Source organism: Pseudoxanthomonas sp. PXM04, assembly GCF_014851695.1.
GTDB classification, from domain to species: domain Bacteria; phylum Pseudomonadota; class Gammaproteobacteria; order Xanthomonadales; family Xanthomonadaceae; genus Pseudoxanthomonas_A; species Pseudoxanthomonas_A beigongshangi.
Window position 1 is genome coordinate 476,230 of sequence record NZ_JACVAG010000001.1, and the last position, 22,552, is coordinate 498,781.

At 66.0% G+C, this 22,552-nt stretch carries 18 protein-coding genes and 2 tRNA genes; 15 read left to right on the forward strand and 5 right to left on the reverse strand.

What is annotated here, in order from left to right:
* The first annotated feature begins 3 nt into the window (after positions 1–3).
* The 8 genes from IB228_RS02360 (at position 4) to IB228_RS02395 (ending at position 11,472) form a co-directional block, all read left to right on the forward strand.
* Positions 4–474, forward strand: a complete 471-nt coding sequence (locus IB228_RS02360; protein ID WP_192197471.1) for a phage tail tube protein — start codon at positions 4–6, stop codon at positions 472–474.
* 102 nt (positions 475–576) lie between these two features.
* Positions 577–960, forward strand: a complete 384-nt coding sequence (locus IB228_RS02365) for a phage tail assembly chaperone family protein, TAC (RefSeq protein WP_192197472.1) — start codon at positions 577–579, stop codon at positions 958–960.
* A gap of 38 nt (positions 961–998) precedes the next feature.
* Entirely contained in the window at positions 999–1,253 is a 255-nt protein-coding gene (locus tag IB228_RS02370) for a hypothetical protein (RefSeq protein WP_225562199.1), read from the forward strand.
* Between the two features lie 40 nt (positions 1,254–1,293).
* Positions 1,294–5,205, forward strand: coding sequence for a phage tail protein (locus IB228_RS02375; RefSeq protein ID WP_192197473.1), 3,912 nt, complete (start codon positions 1,294–1,296; stop codon positions 5,203–5,205).
* A 2-nt stretch (positions 5,206–5,207) separates the two neighbouring features.
* Positions 5,208–8,108, forward strand: a complete 2,901-nt coding sequence (locus tag IB228_RS02380; protein WP_192197474.1) for a hypothetical protein — start codon at positions 5,208–5,210, stop codon at positions 8,106–8,108.
* Positions 8,109–8,134: 26 nt separating this feature from the next.
* Positions 8,135–8,635, forward strand: a complete 501-nt coding sequence (locus tag IB228_RS02385) for a hypothetical protein (RefSeq protein WP_192197475.1) — start codon at positions 8,135–8,137, stop codon at positions 8,633–8,635.
* Positions 8,636–8,637: 2 nt separating this feature from the next.
* A complete protein-coding gene (locus IB228_RS02390; protein WP_192197476.1) occupies positions 8,638–10,602 on the forward strand; it encodes a hypothetical protein in 1,965 nt (654 codons plus the stop codon).
* Between the two features lie 168 nt (positions 10,603–10,770).
* A complete protein-coding gene (locus IB228_RS02395; protein ID WP_225562200.1) occupies positions 10,771–11,472 on the forward strand; it encodes a hypothetical protein in 702 nt (233 codons plus the stop codon).
* A 172-nt stretch (positions 11,473–11,644) separates the two neighbouring features.
* Here IB228_RS02395 and IB228_RS02400 read toward each other — a convergent pair whose 3' ends face one another.
* The 4 genes from IB228_RS02400 to IB228_RS02415 form a co-directional block, all read right to left on the reverse strand.
* Positions 11,645–12,673: an SOS response-associated peptidase family protein gene (locus tag IB228_RS02400; protein WP_192197477.1), complete on the reverse strand. Its 1,029-nt coding sequence runs from the start codon at positions 12,671–12,673 to the stop codon at positions 11,645–11,647.
* Between the two features lie 2 nt (positions 12,674–12,675).
* Positions 12,676–12,897: a hypothetical protein gene (locus IB228_RS02405; protein WP_192197478.1), complete on the reverse strand. Its 222-nt coding sequence runs from the start codon at positions 12,895–12,897 to the stop codon at positions 12,676–12,678.
* Positions 12,898–13,870: 973 nt separating this feature from the next.
* Positions 13,871–13,947, reverse strand: a tRNA-Asn gene (locus IB228_RS02410).
* Between the two features lie 60 nt (positions 13,948–14,007).
* A complete protein-coding gene (locus tag IB228_RS02415; RefSeq protein WP_192197847.1) occupies positions 14,008–14,577 on the reverse strand; it encodes a GspH/FimT family pseudopilin in 570 nt (189 codons plus the stop codon).
* Between the two features lie 152 nt (positions 14,578–14,729).
* Between IB228_RS02415 and uvrB the strand changes: the two genes are divergently transcribed.
* The 4 genes from uvrB to infC all read left to right on the forward strand — a co-directional run bounded on the left by uvrB (position 14,730) and on the right by infC (position 19,729).
* Positions 14,730–16,745: an excinuclease ABC subunit UvrB gene (gene uvrB, locus IB228_RS02420; RefSeq protein WP_183643454.1), complete on the forward strand. Its 2,016-nt coding sequence runs from the start codon at positions 14,730–14,732 to the stop codon at positions 16,743–16,745.
* 159 nt (positions 16,746–16,904) lie between these two features.
* A tRNA-Val gene (locus IB228_RS02425) sits at positions 16,905–16,979 on the forward strand.
* A gap of 276 nt (positions 16,980–17,255) precedes the next feature.
* Positions 17,256–19,154, forward strand: a complete 1,899-nt coding sequence (gene thrS, locus IB228_RS02430; RefSeq protein ID WP_192197479.1) for a threonine--tRNA ligase — start codon at positions 17,256–17,258, stop codon at positions 19,152–19,154.
* 26 nt (positions 19,155–19,180) lie between these two features.
* Positions 19,181–19,729: a translation initiation factor IF-3 gene (gene infC / locus IB228_RS02435; protein ID WP_183643448.1), complete on the forward strand. Its 549-nt coding sequence runs from the start codon at positions 19,181–19,183 to the stop codon at positions 19,727–19,729.
* Between the two features lie 125 nt (positions 19,730–19,854).
* Here the strand turns inward: infC and lepB are convergent, their stop codons facing one another.
* Positions 19,855–20,478, reverse strand: a complete 624-nt coding sequence (gene lepB, locus IB228_RS02440; RefSeq protein ID WP_225562201.1) for a signal peptidase I — start codon at positions 20,476–20,478, stop codon at positions 19,855–19,857.
* Positions 20,479–20,754: 276 nt separating this feature from the next.
* On the opposite strand from lepB, the gene rpmI reads away from it, so the two are divergent.
* The 3 genes from rpmI (at position 20,755) to pheS (ending at position 22,474) form a co-directional block, all read left to right on the forward strand.
* Complete coding sequence (gene rpmI, locus IB228_RS02445; RefSeq protein ID WP_141453658.1) at positions 20,755–20,952, forward strand: 50S ribosomal protein L35; 198 nt, start codon at positions 20,755–20,757, stop codon at positions 20,950–20,952.
* Between the two features lie 10 nt (positions 20,953–20,962).
* A complete protein-coding gene (rplT, locus tag IB228_RS02450) occupies positions 20,963–21,322 on the forward strand; it encodes a 50S ribosomal protein L20 (protein WP_183643442.1) in 360 nt (119 codons plus the stop codon).
* 141 nt (positions 21,323–21,463) lie between these two features.
* Positions 21,464–22,474 (forward strand): phenylalanine--tRNA ligase subunit alpha, encoded by a 1,011-nt coding sequence (gene pheS / locus IB228_RS02455; protein WP_192197480.1) that lies wholly within the window; start codon positions 21,464–21,466, stop codon positions 22,472–22,474.
* The last annotated feature ends 78 nt before the right edge of the window (positions 22,475–22,552 follow it).

The window sequence follows — 22,552 nt, forward strand, 5'->3', positions numbered from 1 at the left end:
ACCATGGCAAGCACCAAGACCAAGCACACCACCATTTACGCCGCCACCGCGGCGGCTGTCGCGACCAAGATCATCGGCGTCCGCCAGGCGGGCGTCCCCGACGGCCAGGCGTCGCAGATCGACGTCTCCAGCTGGGACGACGACTTCGACCAGTTCGTCGCCGGCCGCAAGAGCACCGGCAGCACCACGATCGAGGTCATCTTCGATGCCGCCGCGCATGAAGCGCTCGAGGCCAAGTACCAGTCCGGCGAGGTCATGGAATTCCTCGTCCTGGCGCCGCTCAGCGACTCCGCGCCGGCGGAGGCCCCCACCGTGGCTTCCGGTGCGTTCGCTGCCGTCACCACGGTCGACAACATCAAGTTCAAGGGCTACATCTCGAACTTCGCGGTCAACCTGGCCGACAACGACGTGTGGCGCGGGACGATGACCATCCAGGGCACCGGCCCCCGCACCATCACCAAGAAGACCCCGTAACCGGGCGCAACGGCGAACCCAACTACACGCCCGGGCGCACGGGGTAACCCGCGTGTTCGCCGTGCGCGTCTCGCGCGTCCGGGCACCTATGGAAAAACGGCCATGTCCAATCGCAATACCCCCGGCGTCGAGAACGCCACCATCGCAAGCGTCGTGACCCTGTCCCTCTTGGACGCCCTCCAGGCGTCCGGCGCCTTCGCGTCGTCCGAGTTGCAGCAGCGCTCGGTCAAGCTGGGCAAGCAGTCCGCCGACGTCTTCGTCCGCGAGCTGCCCGATGCCGAGTTCCGGCAGAAGGTCGGCGCCCCCTACGACCGCGCCAACCTGATCGCCGCATGCATCTGCGACGCCGATGGCAAGCCGGTCATGACCGCCGAGCAGGCGGCTGCCCTGAAGGTCAATGTCGCGCGCGACCTCGAGCGGATCTGCTTCGAGGTCAACGGGGCCGGCGAGCAGTCTGATTCGGACGAGCGCGCGGGAAAGTCCTAAGCCGAAAGGGTGAGCTGTGGTTCTGGCATGTCCTGGCCTTGAACCTCGGCTGCACGGTGGCGGAACTCCGCAAGCGCATGACGCGGGCGGAGTTCCGACGCTGGTGGCAGTTTCACCAGCGCAACCCCATCGACCCGATCGGCCTGCATATCCGGCCGGCGGCGCTCGGCGCGTTCTACACGGCGAAGTACGGCTGGGCGAAGACGAGCGAGAGCTTCGATGACGTCTTCGAAGCGCTGGTTCCGCCGCATCCTGACGACGTCGCCCAGTCCGTGTTCGACGCATTTCTCTGAACCCACCCCGCCCCGGCGGGGTTATCTCTTTTGGTGACCCATGACCGTTCGTTCGCTCGGCCAACTGACGATCGACATGCTGCTCAAGACGGGCAGCCTCGAGACCGACATGGGGCGTGCCGCCCGAATCGCCGAGAAGGGTGCAAAGCAGATTCAGCGCGCCATGCAGGGCGCCGCGATCGGTGTAGCAAAGGAACTAGCCGCCGTGGCCGGCCTGTCCTACAGCATCGCTCAGGCGTGGCAAGGCTTCCAGGGAGCGATCAGTGCGGCCGACAAAGTCGACGAGCTGAGCGCGCGGCTGGGGATCAGCACCGAGAAGCTATCCGAGTACCGCTACGCCGCCCAGCTGACCGGATCGAACCTTGATGCCCTGACCGGGTCTCTGGCGAAGTTCTCGAAGAACCTGGCCGATGCACAGGATCCGAACAGCAAGCAGGCGAAGCTGTTCAAGACACTCGGCATTGAGGTCGTCGACGCGACCGGCCGCCTGCGCCAGGCACAGAGCGTGCTGCCGGAGGTGATGGACCGGTTTAAGGGCCTCACGAACGAGACCCTCGAATCCGCGACGGCGATGGAGCTGTTCGGCAAGAGCGGCTCCGAGATGCTCGAGTTCCTGAACCTGGGATCGTCTGGCCTGGAACAGATGGGCGCCCGGGCGCGCGAGCTCGGCGGCATCATCGATTCGGACACCGCCGCGGCCGCGGCTAAGTTCCGCGACCGTACTGACGAAATGACCCTCGCCATGGAGGGGCTGTATCTCCAGATCGCTGCGGACATGCTTCCGGCGATGACCCAGTTGACCGAGGGATTCACTGACTTCGTCAAGGACGGAGAGCGCGTCGCAGAGGTTACGAACACGATTAAGGGCACCTTCGAAGTGCTGGGCGGCGCTGTCGACTTCGTCGCACCCCTCTTCAAAGCCATCGACGATGTGATCCAGGGCGTCTCGATGTCGGTGGTCGGCCTACACGAATCGCTTGAAGGTTTGCTCACCCTGAACTGGGACAAGGTCAAGCGAGGATGGGAGGTCGCGGGGCAGGGCTCGGATCTCTTCTATCTCGGCGAGGAACAGGCGCGCCTCGCACATCCTGGGGCCTATGGCAGTGAGTCGACCGACGACCGTCCCGTGAATCAACGGAGACGGTCCGGAAGCTCGCGCCGAGGCGGCGCCGCAATGAATATGACGGACGGCCCAGATAAGGGTGCGTACGAGCGCGCGCTAGCCTCCTACTTCAGTGACGAGGAAGGCAGAGCCGAGAAGGCTCGGAAGGATGCCGCTGCACGCGCCAAGGAAGAGGAACGCGACGCGAAGCAGCGGGCCGAATCCCTGGCTCGCTACGCCGCTCAGGCGGAGATCGCCGCTGCCGCGCTGAACGGGCCATACGCCGAGGCCGTGGCGCGCGCTGACCAGCAGGCCAAGGAATGGCGGAAAGAAGTTGAAGCCGGGAACATGTCTCTCGCCGCTGAGCAGGCAATGCTGAAGGCTTCCGCCGCCGAGCTGGAAAAGCGTCGTGTCGAGCTGGAAAAGCAGCAGCGGGCGCCCCAGGCGCTCCTGGACACCATGAGTGGCGAGCTGCGTCTGCTGGGCATGATCGGTCCGGCGCGCGACCGGTACCAGCGCCAGTTGCAGAACGAAAACGACATGCGTCGGGCGATCACTGACGCAATCGAAGCGGGGAACATCGAGCTGCGCGATTCGCCGGACATGCAGCAGAAGCTGCTTGCGGAGGCGCGCGCTTTCGCCGATTGGTCCGTACAGGTCGAAGAGGCTGCGGCCATGGCCGAGCAATGGGCCGGCATCTTCGTCGGTGGCATCGAGGACGCCGCCACGGCATTCAGCGACTTCATCGCCGATGGTGCGCGGGACTTCGACGGTTTCTGGGATGACCTGAAAGACATCGCGAAGCGCGGAGTCGCGGACCTGATTCGGCAGCTCTTGCAGCAGAAGATCGTGATCCCGATCCAGACCCGAATTCTGGATGGGATGAGCGGTCAGGGGGGCGGCGGTATCTGGAACTCGCTGATGGGCCTGTTCAATGGCAACGGCTTCAGCGCGGCCGGCCAGGGAGCGGGCAATTGGGCGAGCGTGTTCGGTGGAGGGAATGGCGGCTGGATCTCGTCGATCGCCAGTTTGTTCGGTGGTGGCGGTGGTGCGTCCAGCGTTGGCGCCGGAAGTCTGTGGGCTAAGCAGGCGGTGAGTGGCGCCGGAAGTCTGTTCAACTTCGGGAACAGCGTCGGCAGCTTCTGGGGCGCGGGTGCCAGTGGTGCCGGCGCGGGCGCGGGCGCAGCGTCAGGCGCCGCAGGCGCTTTGGGCTCAGTGGCGAGCTTCATGCCCTGGGCCGCCTTGATCATGGCCGGAATGAAGATGGCCGGCTCCGCCTACAAGGATGGTTTCGGCCTCCAGTATCAGGACAAGAGCGACCTCCTCCTGCGCGGGAACCTGATGACGGGGGGTCTCGCGACGCCGCTGATGTTGGACAGCATGTCCCTGGACAAGATTGGCCGCATGCTGGGCATGAGCGACAAGACCGCGGCCATCTTCTCCGGCTCGTCGCTGCTCGGCAAAGCCTTCGGGCGCAGCGCGCCGAAGGTGCAAGGTTCCGGCATCGCGGGCACCTACGGCTTCGGCGGGTTCGACGGCAGCAGCTGGGCGGACGTGAAGCAAAAGGGCGGCTGGTTCCGCAGCGACAAGCGCTGGACGCAATGGGGAGCCATCCAGCCGGAAGTGGATCGCGCGTTCGACATGGCCGTGGACAGCGTTGGGAAGGGCGTGGAGACCCTTGCCAAGCAACTCGGCGTCGACGTCAGCGAGCAACTGAAGAACGTCAAGGTCAGCATCGGCAAGCTTCAGCTCGACAGCGACCCCGAGAAGGCCCGCCAGCAGATCGAGAAGGCGATCGACGACATGGTCGGCAACCTGACCGGCCAGGCAGTTCGGACGCTGGGGTTCGGCCACCTGCTCGACGATGGGTTCAACGCGACGGAGGTGATGACCACGCTGTCCGCGACGATCAACCTGGTCACCGGGAGCGCCGAAGACCTGGGACGGGCACTGACTTCCTGGGAGCTCGGCAACGTCACGAAGGGTGTCGAATACTTCATGGAGCTTGCCGAGAAGAATGGCACCACGCTCCAGGAAGAAATGGAACGGGTGATGGGGCTGCTCGGCAACTACAGCTCCCTGATGACCGACGTCCGCGCCGAACTGATGACCGCAGGACTCAGCGATGCGCAACGGGCGGCACTCGACATCGAGATGACCTACCGCCAGCAGGTCAAGGCGGTAAACGAGTATGCGAAAGCCCTCGGGCTGGCCGGCGCGAGCGCCGAGGACCTGGCAAAGATCGAGGAACTGCGTGCGGTCAAGATGGGGCGACTTCAGGAACAGATCGAGCGTGAGCGGAATGCTCTGCTCGGCGACCTGGCGGTCTCCCAGTATTCGCCCCTGAATGACCGGGAGAAGCTGGCAGAGAGCATGAAGCAGCTTCAGGCCGCGGTCGCGGCCGGTGACGTGTCCGCGGCGAGTTCGCTTTCGCAGTCCGTGCTTGGGTTCGGCCGCAACCTGTACGCGTCCGGTCGGGACTACAACGACCTCTATGACCGGGTGAAGGGGATGATCGGCGGCATGGGGTCGCCAGATCTGACCATGGACGACGGGACGACGATGGGCGACCTCGCAGACATCATAGGCGCGCTGCCGGACAACATCGCTCGGGCGCTCTTTGCGCGCGCGAGCGGCGCCACTGCTCCGCTGCCGACGGGAGGCCAGCCGAAGACTCCGACCACTGGTGGGAACGGTCCGGTCAATTCCGGAACGGGCGGCAGCGGCGGAGCGAATGGCGGAAACGAGCTGCTGACCCAGATCCGCGACGTGCTCTATCGCATCGCGGACGGCGGCGGCAGGGCCGACATGGATCGGGTTGTGGAACGCCTGGGCCGGTTGAACGCCTGATCATGGCCCGTCGCATTCTCCTCCTGGAAGTCGCTCCGAGCAGCCTCCCGGCAACTACGCCCGCAGCGCCAGTGTATGGCTCGTGGGTGCCGTCGACCTGGCAATCACCGCCGCCGCCGGTCCCGCTGGGCCTGGCGGCATCGCCACAAATCGGCGGGATTCGGCTGACGTGGCTATCGGTGACCACGAAGGGCGTCCAGTACGAGTTGGAGCGTGCCGTCGACAACGCGGGTGTACCCGGCGCCTCGGCGAGCGTCTATACCGGCACGGACCGGGTCTACAACGCCAGCGAGTCCACCACCACCCACTGGCGCGTGCGCGCAGTGCTGCGAGGCATCGCTTCCGCCTGGTCGCCCTGGGTCATGCAGACGCCGGTCGCGCCGGCCGACCTGTACGGCGGCGGTAGCGGATACAACCTGCTCGGCGACGAGTACGCCCGATACAAGGCGACCCAGCAGCTGACGGCCGCCACCTTCCCGCCCGTGGCCTCCGCGCCCGGCGGCCTGGTGTACGCAGTGGCCGACTCGGGTGCGATTGCCGGTCGGTCCCTGAAGGTGACCACCACCGACACCAACGCCAACAACAATTTCGCCTACTTCGGCACGTCCGGGACCGACTACAACACCCCGTTGGCGCCAGGGCGTTACCTGGTCTCGTTCTATGGCCGCGCGAGCGTCGCCGGCCACCAAGTGCGCATGACCCTGAAGGATGCGGACGGCAACATTCGGGCCGCTTCTACGCTGGCTCTGACGACTTCGCGGGCCCGGTACTCAGCTTCCATCGACATGACCAGTGCCGTCGCCGATGGCGCCGTGCTGCTGTTCTACTTCAACCGGAGCGGTGTTGCTGGTCGCGATGTCTACATCGACGGTTTGATGATCGAGCCCCAGATCGGCAGCTCGCTCACGCCATCGCCATTCGTACCGGGCCAGAGCACGCAGCAGGCCGACCGCGCCGTCGACATCGCCACGGCCGCAGCTGCCGACGCAACAGCATCCCTCGCCCAGCTAAGCGACATTGCCAACGATGGCAAGCTTACCGCCAACGAGAAAGTCACTGCCAAGCGGGAATACGAGGAGGTCACCACCGAGCAGGTCGGAATCGACGCACAAGGTACGGCTTACGGCCTGGCCGCCGAGAAAGCCGCCTACGACAACGCGGTCACCGCGCTGAAGACCTACCTGCGCACCACGGTGGGCGTCCTGGATGCTTCTTACGCCTGGACCAACGTAACCGGCACGACCAACATCGTCCGCGGCACATGGAATAACACCTGGACGGCGCTCTACAACGCGCGCCAGTCGCTGCTCAACGCCATCGCAGGGAAAGCGCGTGCGCTGGCGGCTGTCATGGCGGCCGGTGCCAACCTGATTCCCAATCCGACATTCACCTCCAACGTGACGGGCACGCCGGTTGGTGTGCTGGGAACCAACGCGGAATGCACCGACAACTGGATCGTGGTGCGCGGCGAAGAAAGCTATCCCGCGACGGCGGTAAACCGCCTGTCCAGCGGTGCTATCCGTTGCGAGGTGGGCAACAACCCGATCGTCAATACCGCGATCGTAGCGCCCCAGGTGCGCACGATTCAGCCGATTCCGGTGGAAGCTGGCGCGACCTACGTGTTGGTGCCGGAAATCGATGTAGCCTACAACGGTTCGAACCCGTCCGCCGGCATCACGGTCCAGTCCCGTATCTTCGTCTACTTCTACGAAGCCGACGGCACGCGCATCGAACCCCCGTTCCAGTGGACGCGCAACCGCGCCGCCGCGATGTCGGCTCCTGTCACCTTGGTCGCACCGGCCGGCGCGCGCTTCGCGCACATTTACTTCGACACCTACGTCCGCAACCAGTCCGGCGCCACCTACACCCACAACAACACGGTCATCCTGCGCACCGACTTCAAGTCGGTTTCGCTGATCCGGGCCTACTCCCTGGATACCGACCTGACCGATGGCGCGCAGTACGTGCGCTATGGCATCGAGGACGCCTACTACTCCGGCGGCAAGTGGCGCAACGGCATGCGCATCAACGGCTCAGGGCAGCAGGCCGGCGGTGCCTACAATTTCCCGCCCGGCGGTTTCGCCAACATGGGCGCCATGTGGCTCACCGGGGCGACGATCACCTACACGGCCACCGCGGGGAGCCCGGCGAGCGCAACGATCTCCGTGAGCGCGATGACCCTGCGCTCGATGGGCAGCGACAAGGCGTACAGCGCCAGCAGCGGAAGCGTGACCGGTACCGGCGGCACGACGGTGAAGTACCACCTGTACTACGACGACGACACGTGGGCAGGCGGCAGCCGGACGCTCGGCATCACCACGGATCTCAACCAGACCCAGAACTCCCGCTCTCGGCTCTACGTGGGCTCGCTGTCGGTCACCTTCCCGACCAGTGGATCCGGAGGCGGGGGAGGCGGGCCGCCGTGCGTCGTCGAGGAATCGCATTTGCCCTGCGGCCGGCGCGCGGGCGAGGTGCGGCGCCACAGCCTGATGCACCTGATCAATCCCTTCACGTTCGAACGCCGCACCGGCCGAGTTTCGCAGGCCGAGCGAAAGCGGACGGACTGCGTCCGGGTGCAGTTGGCAAATGGCGTTTGGCTCGATTGCTCCACGTCCGCGCCGCTGCCTACCCGCGAGCGCGGCCTGATGCTCGCGCCCGACGTGCTGGGACATCACCTGCCGAGCGCGCGCCTGCGGTGGCGCTGGCTGACCCTGCTGCCGGCCGGCTGGATGGTGCGGCACCGGTGGCTCTGGATCGACGAGTTCAGTCGCGTCGTGGGCGTCACGCACGTCGGCGCGAAGGTGGTCATCCATATCACCGTCGAGAACGCGTGCTTTCTTGCCGGCGGCCGCCGCGGGGCCTACATGGCGCACCACAACATCAAGATGGATCCTGGCCTTTGACGTTCACAGCACTTTTGGCACCGACGATGGCCTACACGAAACGCCCTGACCTGACGCCCACCGATGGACTGATCGTCCAGCTGGTCCAGCGCCTGCTGCCGAATGGTGATCCGGATCCATCCGACCAGTCGGGCGGCGAGCTGGTTCTCGTGCAGCAGCGCGTCAAGGCGATTCAGGAGAGCCTGTGCCCGAGCATCCAGGTAACGGCGACGTGGGTCGACGAGTTCATGCAACCGATCGTTGACGCGCAGGGTCGGCACAAGGCGTTCGTCGACTTCAAGCACGCGGCCAGCCAGTACCAGCAGGACACGCTGGGCGTCCCCGCCATCGTGCGCGAATGCCTCATGCTGGTTCTTGGTGAGCAGCTGACGATGGCGCCGCCGCCGGATCCTCCGTCGGAGAATCCGGACATGGACGCGACCACGCTGATTCCGTGGGACGGCGACCTGGTGCGCTCGAACGACATCCGCCGGGCGATCACGATCGCCAAGGCGAGCCTCGACGTCGACCTGGATCAGGTGCTCTGACGATGCCGACGGTATTCGGGCGCTTCGCCGTTTCCCCCCTTGGACCCCAACTGTCCGTCGATGCGGGCGGGCTCCTGCTGACCACCAATGCGGCGGCGAGCGGTGTCGCGCGCATCGCCCGCAGCGACGTCGCGATCAGCAGCGGCACGCGGGGCGTCGAGTTCACCTTCTGGGGCGACGACTCGCTGGCCGCAGTGATTGGCATCACCGCCCAGTCCGCTCCGGTCAATCAGGACGTGACCTATGCGGGAATCGGCTGGCGCCTGCGCCTGGGCGAAGTGGCGACCCCTGCCGGCATCGTCGCGAGCGGCCTGCCGCTGGCCGACAAGGGCGACATCGTCGGGATCCGAGTGCAGGTCGGAACCCCCAACACGTTCACCCTCTACCTCAACGGCGCCCAGGTCTGGACCGGCACCTTCGCACTGGCCGCTCCCCTGGTGTTCGCGGTTCGCCTGGCGACGACGCAAGCCGGCGGGCTGTCCTGCGCGGTGAATGCCGGCCAGTGGCAAGCGCGCAGCCCGGCCGCCGCGGCTGGCTGGCCCGCTGGCGCATTGCCCGCCAGCTCGACGCGGCTCGCGGATCTCGACTACCTGAGCGCGGGCACTGACGCGCCGGCACACGCGCGCTACGAGGGCGTCATCCTGGACGGCATCACGACCGTCGCCGATCTGGGTTTCTGGCCCTGGGGCGGCGACATGCCCGCCAACGCCAGCGGTGCGTCTTGCCGGGTAGTGGATGCCGACGGCGCGCTCGACGGCTTCGCGGCGGAAGATCTGCGCGGCATGCCAGTCCGCGTTCGCGTGGGCACCGACGACGGCGCCGTTGCCGCTGCGACCGACGTTGCGCGGTTCGTACTGGACCGGGTGGAAGTGGAGGGAGAGTCGGCGAAGACCCTGGTCCTGCGCGACGCTCACGACGACCTGGATCAACCGCTCGCCCGCGGGGTGTTCCTCCCGAACCTGCCGGCGCTGGCGTGGAAGTCGATCCCTGTCGTCATCGGCGCCGTGGCCAGCGTTCCGGGACTGCCCACCAATACGGACGGCACGTCGATCTACCTGGCTGGCCGCCCGCTGGCCAGCGTCTCCGTGGTGATGGACCGCGGCGACATCATGGAGGCCGGAACGTTTCAGGTAGCGCCGAATGCGCAGCAGCTGGAAATGTACAGCCCGCCGGTGGGACCGGTCGTGGCCGACGTCTCCAGTATCGGCGCCGGCCCTGCACCCGCGACCCTGGTCCAGGCCCTGACCGCCATCTTTGGCGCCATCGGGAAGGCGGCCTGGTCCAGCGCCGATGCGGCAGCCATCGACGCGGCCACTGGCTACGCCGGAGTGGGCTACTACGACGGCGACGGCAGGACCGTCCGCGAAGCGCTGGCTGCCATCCTCCCCAGCTACGGGGCGTGGTGGTGGCAGGACAGCGACGGCACGCTGCGCTTCAGCCGCATCATCGCCCCGGAGGCGTATGCCGGCGCCCCGGCGTTCGACCTGGACCGTGCCGACACCGTCGACGACGTCGTGAGCCTCCCGGATACGGCGCCGAACCTGACGCGGCGCATGGCCTATCGCCCGAACGCGCTGGCACTGAGCCCGTCCGACCTGGTGACCGATCTCGTCGAATTGCCGCAGGCGCGGCGCGACGAGCTTACCGGCCTGTGGCGGGGCCAGGTGTACGCGGCCGGCCCGTTGGCCGCGCGCTACGCGCATGCAGATAGCGCTGACCCGTTCGTGTCGTGCTTCTGGCGCCAGCAGGATGCACAGGCGGAGATTGACCGAGTCGTGGCGATCTACGCCGTCCCGCGCGCGCTATATCACTGGCGGGTGAGCGATCCGGACTTCGCGCCGAAGCCGGGCCAGGTCGGACGCATCACCCATCCACGATTCGGCCTCGCCGCCGGCAAGAAGGTTCTCGTGCGCGGCGTCGCCCGGAACCCGGCCACCGGCGACGTCACCCTTACGCTCTGGGGTTGAACCATGCTCATCGGATACGGAATGCCGGCGGTGTCGGCTCCCACGCTGACCGGGACCGGAGCCGCATGGCTCTCGGCCGATCTCGGTACTGCCATGTTCGACGGGAAGCCAGGGCGCCGTACGCGGCTTCGGTGGCTCTCGGGAACGCCCACGACGGCCCAGGTGCTCATGATCGCTGCACCCCTGGGTACCACCATCCGCCCGCGCGTCGTCGCGCTCCTGGGGCTCAAGGGCGTGCCGGAGGGGGTGTCGGTGATGGTCGCCGGCAAGCGGCCGGCGGATGGATCCCACACCTACACCCTCGGCGGCGGGAACACCGGCGTGACTCGCCGCATGGCCGACGGCTCGATCGGCTGCTGGCTGATCCTGGGCGAGGGCATCGATGCGATCACCAGCTTGGCGGTCAACCTCTACAACAATGCAGGCGGGGTCACCTGGGCGACGGCCGCGACCGAGTTCGAGATCGGTGAGGTCGTGATCATGCCGGCGGTGACCGTACGGCTTTCCGAAAGCTGGGCCATCGCGCGCGTCGACCCGAGCGCGCACATCCGCAGCCGGGGAGGGCAGGTGTCGACCGTCCAGGCGACGAGCTATCGACGGTTCACCGGGTCGCTCGCCGGGGCGCCCACGGCAGACGTTCGGGGTGGTGCCCTGGCGAACGGCGACGACTGGGAAACGGTCGCCGCGGCCATCGTTGGCGGGCGGCGCTGCTGCGTGGTGCCCCAGTACCGGAACAGCGCCGGGGCCATCGATCCCGCCTTGCTCAACCGTTCAGCGGTGTACGGCGTCGCCGTCGAGTTCCCGGGGCCGCAGAACATCCAGCGGCAGTATTTCGGCGGCGCCATGGCTGTTGAGGAAGTGCCGCCATAGGCCGATTTTTCAAATTCTCTTCACCAGAAGCGCGCGAAATTTTTTGCGCCGCCAGCTAGGTGCTCATCCGGCTTGGCAGCTCGGTCCTCGAGCACCCTGGCGGCTCACACCGCAATGGGCACGGTGTGGGGGTGGGGCCGGTCTCCGCTGTCGGTGGCGGAGGCCGGCTCGGTTATGCAGCCTCTCGCTCGATGACGTGCCCGTAGAAGGCTTCCGGCCGCTCGTCGAGCATCGCATGCAGCTGCTCGCGCGTGTACTGCTCCGGAGTCAGCCACGGCATCATGCGCGACATTGGCAATCGGATCGGGATTCGATCATGGCCGGCCGCCGCGACTTCGGGCGGCGGATCGTCGGTGACGAAGGCGAAGCAATCGAACGGATCCTCGTCCGCCCCTTCCCAGTGGTCCCAGATGCAGGCGATCACCATCGGCTCGCGCGGCTCCGGTGTGAACTTCACCTCGACGCCGACATCCGGCTCGCCAGGCGCGAGCTCCCGGCCCTCGGCAAGGTGCCGCGAGACGTTCTCGAAAAAGCTGTCGATCAGCACGACACCGTGCTTGCGCCCGAACTGGTCTTTCCAGTAGCGCTCGAGGTTGTCGCGCCTGGCGTTGTACGTGCCACTCAGGCGCCGCGGCGTCTTGCGGCCGTTGGGTAGTGCGCGACCCTCTATCCAGTCGGACGAGGCGGGCATGCCGGGCTTGCGCAGCTGGTAGCGCATGGGCTTGAGCACGAGGCGGCCTTCTTCCATGACCAGCACCGGCACCCACCACTGCGGGAAAAATCGGAAGTCGCGCGGCAGCTGCTGGACGCGCTCGGCATCGGCAATCCACCGCTCAATCTGCGTGATCTTCTTGTTCGCTTTGCGCACTTCCTCAGCTGCGGTTTTCGTCGGCTTCTTCTCGAGCTTGGCCTCGTTCAGTGCCCTGCGCTCGTGCTGTGCGGCCAGGTCCGTTGCCCAGGCAGCGACCTCGGCGGCGCGCTCGTCCCGGATGGCCGCGCCGATCTGCTGCCCGAGGCCATCGGGCTGCGGGCGCAGGAACCAATCCTCGACCGCCTTGGGCATCTTCCGACGCTGCTCCCGCTTCTTATGACGGTCCGGCGCGCTCCAGACGTTGAGCGCGAAATCCTCGAAACTCATGATCGCGCCGTTCTGGCGGCAGAACTTGTCGTAGTCGGCCTGGATCATCGCGCTGTAGCACATGGTCAGATTCCCAGGAGCCAGTCTCGGGGGATGGCGCCAGCGGCGGCGAGGCGATGCATCGCATCTTCGTAGAGCCGCGCGCCGTCCGATTCGCACACGCCTTCGAACAGGGGTGCCCACGCTCGCTCGATACGATCCCACAGGGCGTCGCCTTGCAGGTCGGCGGACTTGATGGCCGGGATCTCGGCGACGAACGCCGGCCAGGCGTCGGAGTGGATGGTCATGGGGCGGACTATACGCCCGGCCATCTCAAAGATTGAGACGGCCAATTCAGGGTTTCACCTTTCGGGTTGGCGAGGTCGGCCGTAGGCTGATCACATGCCTATCCCATGGCCCTCCAGCCTGCCGCCCGACGTTACCTGGCGGTACGACGCTTTCTTCAAGCACCACTGGTTGCGTATGGACCATTGCGACATCGCGCAGGTCACTCCCGTGGCGGTTGGTACCGGCTGGCTGGTGTACGTGAATCGGCACTGGGGCATTCGGCGAAAGAGTGTCGGAGGCAAAGCCCCGACGGCGGAGTTCGGGAAGAAGATGGTCGACCGGTGGCTGTGGGCAAACCTGGCCCGCCTGCGTCAGGAGGTGGCCGCTATACCGAGGCCACGGACCGCAACCGGTGAACCCGTCGGACCTGATGTGCCGCAGGCACCGCCGGTACCGGCTGTCGCCCGGCCGGTCGCGCCGCGGCCGGACTATGGTCCGCCGCCGACGCCGGAAGAGATGATCGAGCTCCAGCGGAAAGAGAATCGACGGCGGCGAGGAAAGAAGCGCCGCTAGTTGGCAGCCGTGGCAAACGGCGCGGCACGTGAGACGGCGCGCGGGCAGAGTGGGCGGGATGGCAGGTAGGCGCCCCAGGTTCAAGACGAAAGCCGAGTGGGCGAGCGCGCAGGCGGAAGACATGCGGGCGCGCGCCCACGACCTCCGCTTCAGATCATCGGCAGGCTCGTCGGCGAAGTCCCGCCGCAAGTTCGAACAGGTCGATCACCTGCAACGCGAGGCATCGAGATTCGATGCCATGGCGGCCCGGTACCGGCAGCGGGGCCTGTAGGGAAAACCCGACTGTCGATCGCGCCCTGGTCCGATGGTCTGGCGCTCCGCAAGGGCACAGGATGAGCCCATCGACACCGACGGAATATTGGACAGATGCCGGAATATTGGACAGAAAAAAGGCCGCGCAGATGCGCAGCCTCTTAAAAATGGCGCCCGAAGTTGGACTCGAACCAACGACCCCCTGATTAACAGTCAAGTGCTCTAACCGGCTGAGCTATTCGGGCGGGGTCCGCTATTGTAATCAGGCCCGCGGGAGCGGGGCAAGTCTCCGGGGCCTGGCGGGCTCAGGGCGGGCAGGTCTCGCCACTGCCGTTGCGGCGGCTGCGCGCGCGGCCCGCGTTGTTGACGATGACTTCCGTCATCAGGCGTTCCTGCAGGCAGATCCGGACGGTCAGGTTGCTGCCCGTGCTCATGCCGTTCGGCAGGTAGCGCAGCTGCGGCCGCCCGGAAGAGGAGCGGATCCTGAAAGCGTCCGGAAGCGACACAGCCTCGTGACGCAGCAGGTCTTCCGGGAGGTTGGGCTGGCGGTCGCCATCCGGGTCGAAGAACATCAGCCAGCCGTGGCTCCAGTCGCCGTCCTGGCGGCAGCCACTGTCGGGACCATTCGAAGGACAGACGGCGGTGATCCTGCGGTGACTGATGGCGGTCAGGCGGGCGCTGGCGAAGTGCGACAGCAGCAGGTTGCGCGTGGCGTCGGCGCGCCATTGCTGGGTCATCTGCAGGTACGAGGGCAGGCCCAGGCCAAGGAGCAGGCAGGCGATGGCCATGGTGGCCGCCAGTTCCAGCAGGGTCACCCCTCGCTGCGAACGGCCCGTGTCGGGTGGGAAGGTGATATCGGCGCGCGTCCGGCGCATGGGGTCTCCTGACATCCGTGCAAGGGTTGTTCAGGTTTGTCCAGGCGCGGATCGCGTGCCATCGGACGGCGCCGTGAGGCCGGGTAGGAAATCTACCCGGCGTCGGTCATCGTCGGATGGCTATACTCAGCGATCGCTTTCGGGATGCCCCCATGACCGACCGCTTCCAACTCGTTTCGCCTTACTCTCCGGCCGGCGATCAACCGCAGGCCATCCGGAAACTCGTGGAGAATTTCGAATCCGGCCTCGCCAAGCAGACCCTGCTGGGCGTGACCGGTTCCGGCAAGACCTACACCGTCGCCAACGTGGTCCAGGCGGTACAGAAACCGACCCTGGTGATGGCGCCGAACAAGACCCTGGCGGCGCAGTTGTACGGCGAGTTCAAGTCGTTCTTCCCGCACAACGCGGTGGAATACTTCGTCAGCTACTACGACTACTACCAGCCCGAAGCCTACGTGCCGTCGTCGGATACCTTCATCGAGAAGGACAGTTCGATCAACGAGCACATCGAACAGATGCGGCTGTCGGCGACCAAGGCGTTGCTGTCCCGTCCCGACGCGCTGGTGGTGGCCACGGTCTCGGCGATCTACGGCCTCGGCGCGCCCGAGGACTACCTGTCGCTGCGCCTGATCCTGTCGCTGGGCGAGCACATGGACCAGCGCCAGCTGATCAAGCACCTGACAGAGTTGCAATACACCCGCAACGAGTACGAACTGCAGCGCGGCACCTTCCGGGTGCGGGGCGAGGTCATCGACGTGCATCCGGCCGAAAGCGACAGCGAGGCGCTGCGCATCGAATTGTTCGACGGCGACGTGGAGAACCTGACCCTGTTCGACCCGCTGACCGGCGAAACCCTGCGCAAGCTGCAACGCTACACGGTCTATCCGAAGACCCACTACGCGACCACCCGCGACCGCGTGCTGACCGCCATCGACACCATCAAGATCGAGTTGAAGGAGCGGCTGGAGCTCTTGTACGCGCAGAACAAACTGGTCGAGGCCCAGCGCCTGGCCCAGCGCACCCAGTTCGACCTGGAGATGATGGCCGAGGTCGGCTACTGCTCGGGCATCGAAAACTACTCCCGCCACCTGACCGGCAAGGCGCCCGGCGAGCCGCCGCCGACGCTGTTCGACTACCTGCCGGCCGACGCGCTGCTGGTCATCGACGAATCGCACGTGACCATTCCGCAGATCGGCGCGATGTACAAGGGCGATCGCTCGCGCAAGGAGACCCTGGTCGAGTTCGGTTTCCGCCTGCCGTCGGCACTGGACAACCGGCCGCTGCGGTTCGAGGAGTGGGAAGAGCGCTCGCCGCGCAGCATCTACGTGTCGGCCACCCCGGGACCCTACGAGCTGCGCGAGTCCAACGGCGAAATCGTCGAACTGGTGGTGCGCCCGACCGGCCTGGTCGACCCCGAGGTGGAAATCCGCCCGGTCGGCACCCAGGTCGACGACCTGCTGTCGGAAATCAACCTGCGGGTGTCCTGGGGCGATCGCGTGCTGGTCACCACCCTGACCAAGCGGATGGCCGAGAACCTGACCGAGTATCTCGGCGAGCACGGCGTGAAGGTGCGCTACCTGCACTCGGACGTGGACACGGTGGAGCGGGTGGAAATCATCCGCGACCTGCGCCTGGGCAAGTTCGACGTGCTGGTCGGCATCAACCTGCTGCGCGAAGGCCTGGACATGCCGGAAGTGTCGCTGGTGGCGATCCTGGATGCCGACAAGGAGGGCTTCCTGCGTTCGACCGGTTCGCTGATCCAGACCATCGGCCGCGCGGCCCGCAACCTGCGCGGCAAGGCCATCCTGTACGCGGACAAGATCACCCGTTCGATGCAGGCGGCGATCGACGAGACCAGCCGCCGCCGGGAAAAGCAGCTGGAATACAACGTCGAGCACGGCATCACCCCCAAATCGGTGGCCAAGCCCATCGTCGACATCCTGGAGGGCGCCCGCACCGAAGTCGCCGAGGCCAGATCGGGACGCGGCAAGCGCAGGGTGGCGGAGGAAAGGAGCGAGTACGCCGTCCTGGATCCCGCCCAGGCGGTGGCCCGGATCAAGACGCTGGAGCAGCAGATGTACCAGCACGCCCGCGATCTGGAGTTCGAGGATGCCGCCCGCCTGCGCGACGAGATCCGCAAGCTCAAGGAGGCCAGCCTGGCCGGGTGAGCGGGTTTTGTGCCCGCGAGCCGCGCATTGCCGCCGGCCTGCCCCCGTCGCCACCGGGCCGCGCCGAAGCGGGGCGGGCGTTTCGCGCGCCCCGTGAAGACATGGTTGTCGGCGCACCGGTTTCCGGGCTAGAATTCGCGCCCCTGCAAAGGGCAGACCGGGCGGTTAGCTCAGCGGTAGAGCACTACCTTGACATGGTAGGGGTCACAGGTTCGAACCCTGTACCGCCCACCACGCTTCCAGAGCGTGGGTTCGAAGTCCTCCTTTGTACGCCACTCCGATATCACGAGGTGGCCCGCGGAAACGCTGGCCGAGCGTGCGACATGAGCACTACCACCGCCTGAATCCGGTACTGCCCGAGGCACTGCATCCCGTAGGCGCCCTCGTGGCGCTTTTTTGTTGGCCGCGAAACGGCCACGGGATTCGGGAATCGAGATTGGGGATTCGCTGTATCAGTTCCCGCTCGCTTCTGCGAATCCCGATTCCCCATTCCCGAATCCCGGCCTTCCAATGATCACGATCACGCTTCCCGACGGCAGCAGCCGCCAGTTCGAACAACCCGTTTCCGTCATGCAGGTGGCCCAGTCCATCGGCGCGGGCCTGGCCAAGGCCACCCTGGCCGGCGCGGTCGACGGCCGCCTGGTCGATGCCAGCGACGTCATCGATCACGATGCCAGCCTGCGCATCATCACGCCCAAGGACGAGGAGGGCCTGGAAATCATCCGCCACTCCTGCGCGCACCTGGTCGGCCACGCGGTCAAGCAGCTGTATCCGGAAGTGAAGATGGTCATCGGCCCGGTCATCGCCGAGGGTTTCTACTACGACATCTACAGCGAGCGCCCGTTCACGCCGGAGGACATGGCCGCGATCGAGCAGCGCATGCAGGAGCTGATCGCGCAGGACTACGACGTCATCAAGAAGATGACGCCGCGCGAGGACGTCATCCAGGTCTTCAAGTCCCGCGGCGAGGACTACAAGCTGCGCCTGATCGACGACATGCCGGAAGAGAAGGCGATGGGCCTGTACTACCACCAGGAGTACGTGGACATGTGCCGCGGCCCGCACGTGCCCAACACGCGCTTCCTGAAGGCGTTCAAGCTCACCCGCATCTCCGGCGCCTACTGGCGCGGCGACGCCAAGAACGAGCAGCTGCAGCGTATCTACGGCACGGCCTGGGCCGACAAGAAGCAGCTCGACGCCTACATCACCCGGATGGAGGAAGCCGAGAAGCGCGATCACCGCCGCATCGGCAAGCAGCAGAACCTGTTCCACCTGCAGGAAGAGGCGCCCGGCCTGGTGTTCTGGCACCCGAAGGGCTGGGCCATCTGGCAGGTGGTCGAGCAGTACATGCGCAAGGTCTACCGCGACAGCGGCTACGGCGAAGTGCGCTGCCCGCAGATCCTGGACGTGTCGCTGTGGCAGAAGTCCGGCCACTGGGACAACTACCAGGAAAACATGTTCTTCACCGAGTCGGAGAAGCGCACGTACGCGGTCAAGCCGATGAACTGCCCGGGCCATGTCCAGGTGTTCAACCAGGGCCTGCACAGCTACCGCGACCTGCCGATCCGCTATGGCGAGTTCGGCTCCTGCCACCGCAACGAGCCATCCGGCGCCCTGCACGGCATCCTGCGCGTGCGCGGCTTCACCCAGGACGATGGCCACGTCTTCTGCACGGAAGAGCAGATCGAGTCCGAAGTGACCGCCTTCCACCAGCAGGCGCTGGCGGTCTACCGGCATTTCGGCTTCGACGAGATCCAGATCAAGATCGCCCTGCGGCCGGAGAAGCGCCTGGGCGACGACGCCACCTGGGACAAGGCCGAGGACGCCTTGCGGGCGGCCCTGCGCAATTGCGGGGTGGAGTGGAAGGAACTGCCCGGCGAGGGCGCCTTCTATGGCCCCAAGATCGAGTACCACCTGAAGGACGCCATCGGACGGACCTGGCAGCTGGGCACGATGCAGGTGGATTTCATGATGCCGGGCCGGCTGGGCGCCGAGTACGTGGACGAGAACAGCCAGCGCCGCCATCCGGTCATGCTGCACCGCGCCATCGTGGGGTCCATGGAGCGCTTCATCGGCATCCTGATCGAGCACCATGCCGGGGCCTTCCCGGCCTGGCTGGCCCCCCAGCAGGCCGTCGTAATGAACATTACCGACGCCCAGGCCGATTATGTGGACGAGGTCCGGAAAACCCTTGCAAATCAAGGCTTCCGGGTGACGGCCGATTTGCGGAACGAAAAAATCGGCTTTAAGATCCGCGAGCACACGCTGCAGCGGGTCCCGTACCTGCTCGTGGTCGGAGACCGCGAGAAGGAAAATGGCGCCGTTGCCGTTCGCACGCGTTCAGGTGAGGATTTGGGCACAATGTCCGTGGCCGACTTCGCCGAGCGCCTGCGCAGCGAGGGCGCGTAAAGGGTCCGGCCCCGGTTGGGGCCGGCATGATTCTCTCTGGAGACCGCAACATCAGCACCCCTGACAACAAGCAAAACCGCAAGAACCACGAAATCCGCGTGCCGCGCGTGCGCGTGATCGGTTCCGATGGCGAAATGATCGGCGTGCTCACGCGCGACGAGGCATTGTCGATGGCCGAGGACGAAGGCCTGGATCTGGTCGAGATCCAGCCCAACGCCGAACCGCCGGTCTGCAAGATCATGGACTTCGGCAAGTTCAAGTTCGAGCAGCAGAAGAAGGCGAACGAGGCCAAGAAGAAGCAGAAGCAGGTCGAGATCAAGGAACTCAAGTTCCGGCCGGTCACCGACGAAGGCGACTACCAGATCAAGATGCGCAACATCCGCCGCTTCCTGGAAGAAGGCGACAAGGTGAAGGTCAACATCCGCTTCCGTGGCCGTGAGATGAGCCATCAGGAACTGGGTCGCGAAATGGCCGCACGCATCGAGGCCGAACTGGGCGACGAGATCGTCATCGAATCGCGTCCGCGCCTGGAAGGCCGGCAGATGGTGATGATGATCGCTCCCAAGAAGAAGTGACCTTCCGCGCCATGGGCGCGAAGGCCATGTCGTTGTTCCCTTCTCCCCTCCGGGAAGAAGGGGAAAAGAGCGCCGCGAGGCGCTCTTCTCGTTTTCGTGACGGGAGTGCGGCGGAGGCGCGTTGCTTACAGCCGCTGCCAGCCGAACCCGTCATCGCGGCGGTAATACACCGCCACCGCGCGGCCATAGACCTTGTCGGCGTCGACGAAGCCGAAGAAGCGGCCATCGAGACTGTTGCCGCGGTGATCGCCAAGTACCAGCAGCTTGCCGGCCGGCACCACCATGCCGTGGATGTCGGGGCCGCCGCCAAGATCGAGATCGAGGCGGGCGGCGCGGGTGCCGAAATCCTCGCGGGGCATGGCGCCGTCGAGCCGCAGCGGGCGGCCGTTGATGCTCAGATGGCCGTCCCGCAGGTCCACGCGGTCACCGGCCACCGCCGCCACGCGCTTGATCAGGCGCGTGCCGTCCGCCGGGGAGTCGAACACGGCCACGTCGCCGCGCTGCGGGGTACCCGCGGCCAGCAGGGTGTGCGAGGTGAACGGCAGGCGCAGGCCATAGGCGCGCATGTCCACCACCACCCGGTCGCCCGGTTGCAGGGTCGGCTGCATCGACCCGCTGGGTACGCGGTAGTGGTTGGCCAGGGTGTCGCGGGCGGCAAGGAGCAGGCCGAGCATGGCCAGCACGGGCAGGGCTTCCTTCTTCAGCCAGGCCCGGGCGCGCGGCCCCGGCGTTCGGGATACGGTCTGCAAGCTTGCCGCTCCATGGGACGAGGCCGGCTTGGACCGGTCGCCGGGCGGCGAGTTCCTGTACGCCGGGGCGCGGCCGAACCCGCTGATTTGCAAGGGAAACCAAGTCCCGGCATAATGTGCGGCCCGGTTCTCCGGGATTGGCTGCTCGCAGCCCAGGACCCGCTGTTTATTCCATTTGGAATCAATGGCTTACAAGCCGACTGGGGCATGGATGGAAAGCGTGGCACGAAGTGCCGCCGCCCAGGTCAGTGACATAAACCCATCAAGGACATCGCAATGCCCAAGATCAAGACCCACCGGGCGGCGGCCAAGCGTTTCCGCAAGACCGCCTCCGGCAAGTACAAGGCTGGCCACGCCAACCGCAGCCACATCCTCACCAAGAAAGCGACCAAGCGTAAGCGCGGCCTGCGTGCGACGAACATTGTTCGCGCCGAGGACAGCAGCCGTCTGGACCGCATGCTTCCCTACCTCTGAGGACTGAACCATGGCACGAGTTAAGCGTGGCGTGACGGCGCGTCGCCGGCACAAGAAAGTTCTCCACCTGGCCAAGGGCTACTACAACGCCCGTCGCAAGGTTTTCCGCGTCGCCAAGCAGGCGGTCATCAAGGCGCAGCAGTACGCCTACATCGGCCGCAAGCAGAAGAAGCGCAACTTCCGTTCGCTGTGGATCACCCGCATCAACGCGGCGGCCCGCATCAACGGCCTGAGCTACAGCCGCTTCATGAACGGCCTGCAGAAGGCTGGCATCACCCTGGACCGCAAGGTGCTGGCGGACATCGCCGTGCACGATGCGACGGGTTTTGCGGCCCTGGCTGAAAAGGCGAAGGGCGCACTCGCAGCCTAAGCTGCGATCTCCACCGTAAACGCAGTACCGGCAGTTCACCGCCGAACACGTGGGGAAGGGCGCGAGTCCTTCCCCATTGTTTTTTGTGGTCCCGGATTCGATTCCGGGCCACGGACAAGCCGAACCTCATCTGGACGATCCATGAGCGACATCGAATCCCTGTCCACCCAGGCGCTGGCCGACATCGCCGCCGCGCAGACACCGGACGCGCTGGAACACCTGCGTGTCGCGCTGCTGGGCAAGAGCGGCAGCGTCACCGCGCAACTCAAGCAACTGGGCACCCTGCCGGCCGAACAGCGCAAGAGCGCCGGTGAAGCCATCAACCGCGTCCGCGACGCCATCGGCGATGCCCTGGCGGCCCGCAGGACGGTACTGGAAGACGCGGTACTGGATGCACGCCTGTCCAGCGAAACCATCGACGTCAGCCTGCCGGGCCGCAATGGTTTCCGCGGTGGCCTGCATCCGATCAGCCGGACGCTGGAACGCATCGCCGAGATCTTCGGGCGGCTGGGCTATGAGCTGGCTGACGGTCCGGAGATCGAGGACGACTGGCACAACTTCGAGGCGCTCAACTTCCCGCCGCACCACCCGGCGCGCGCCATGCACGACACCTTCTATTTCGGTGACGGTCGCCTGTTGCGCACCCATACCTCGGGCGTGCAGGTCCGCTACATGGACAACCTGCTGAAAGCAGGCCACCAGCCGCCGCTGCGCATGATCGCCGCCGGCAAGGTCTACCGCAGCGACAGCGACCAGACCCACTCGCCGATGTTCCACCAGGTGGAAGGCCTGCTGGTGGACGAGCATTCGACCTTCGCCGATCTGAAGGGCACCCTGGCCGAATTCGTGCGTGCATTCTTCGAGCGCGATTTCCAGATGCGCTTCCGTCCGAGCTACTTCCCGTTCGTGGAACCGGGCGCGGAGGTCGACATCGCCTGGCAGCAGCCCGACGGCAGTGTCCGCTGGCTGGAAGTGCTGGGCTGCGGCATGGTGCATCCGAACGTGCTGCGCAACTGCGGCATCGATCCCGAGCGCTATACCGGCTTTGCCTTCGGCATGGGCGTGGAGCGTTTCGCGATGCTGCGATACGGCGTCAACGACCTGCGCGCGTTCTTCGACAATGACGTCAGGTTCCTGCGGCAGTTTGCGTAGGGAGGGCCTCGGCCCGCCGGTGTGGAAGCGATGATGCGGCGATGCTTCGGCACACGTCGACGACAATGGACAGATGGC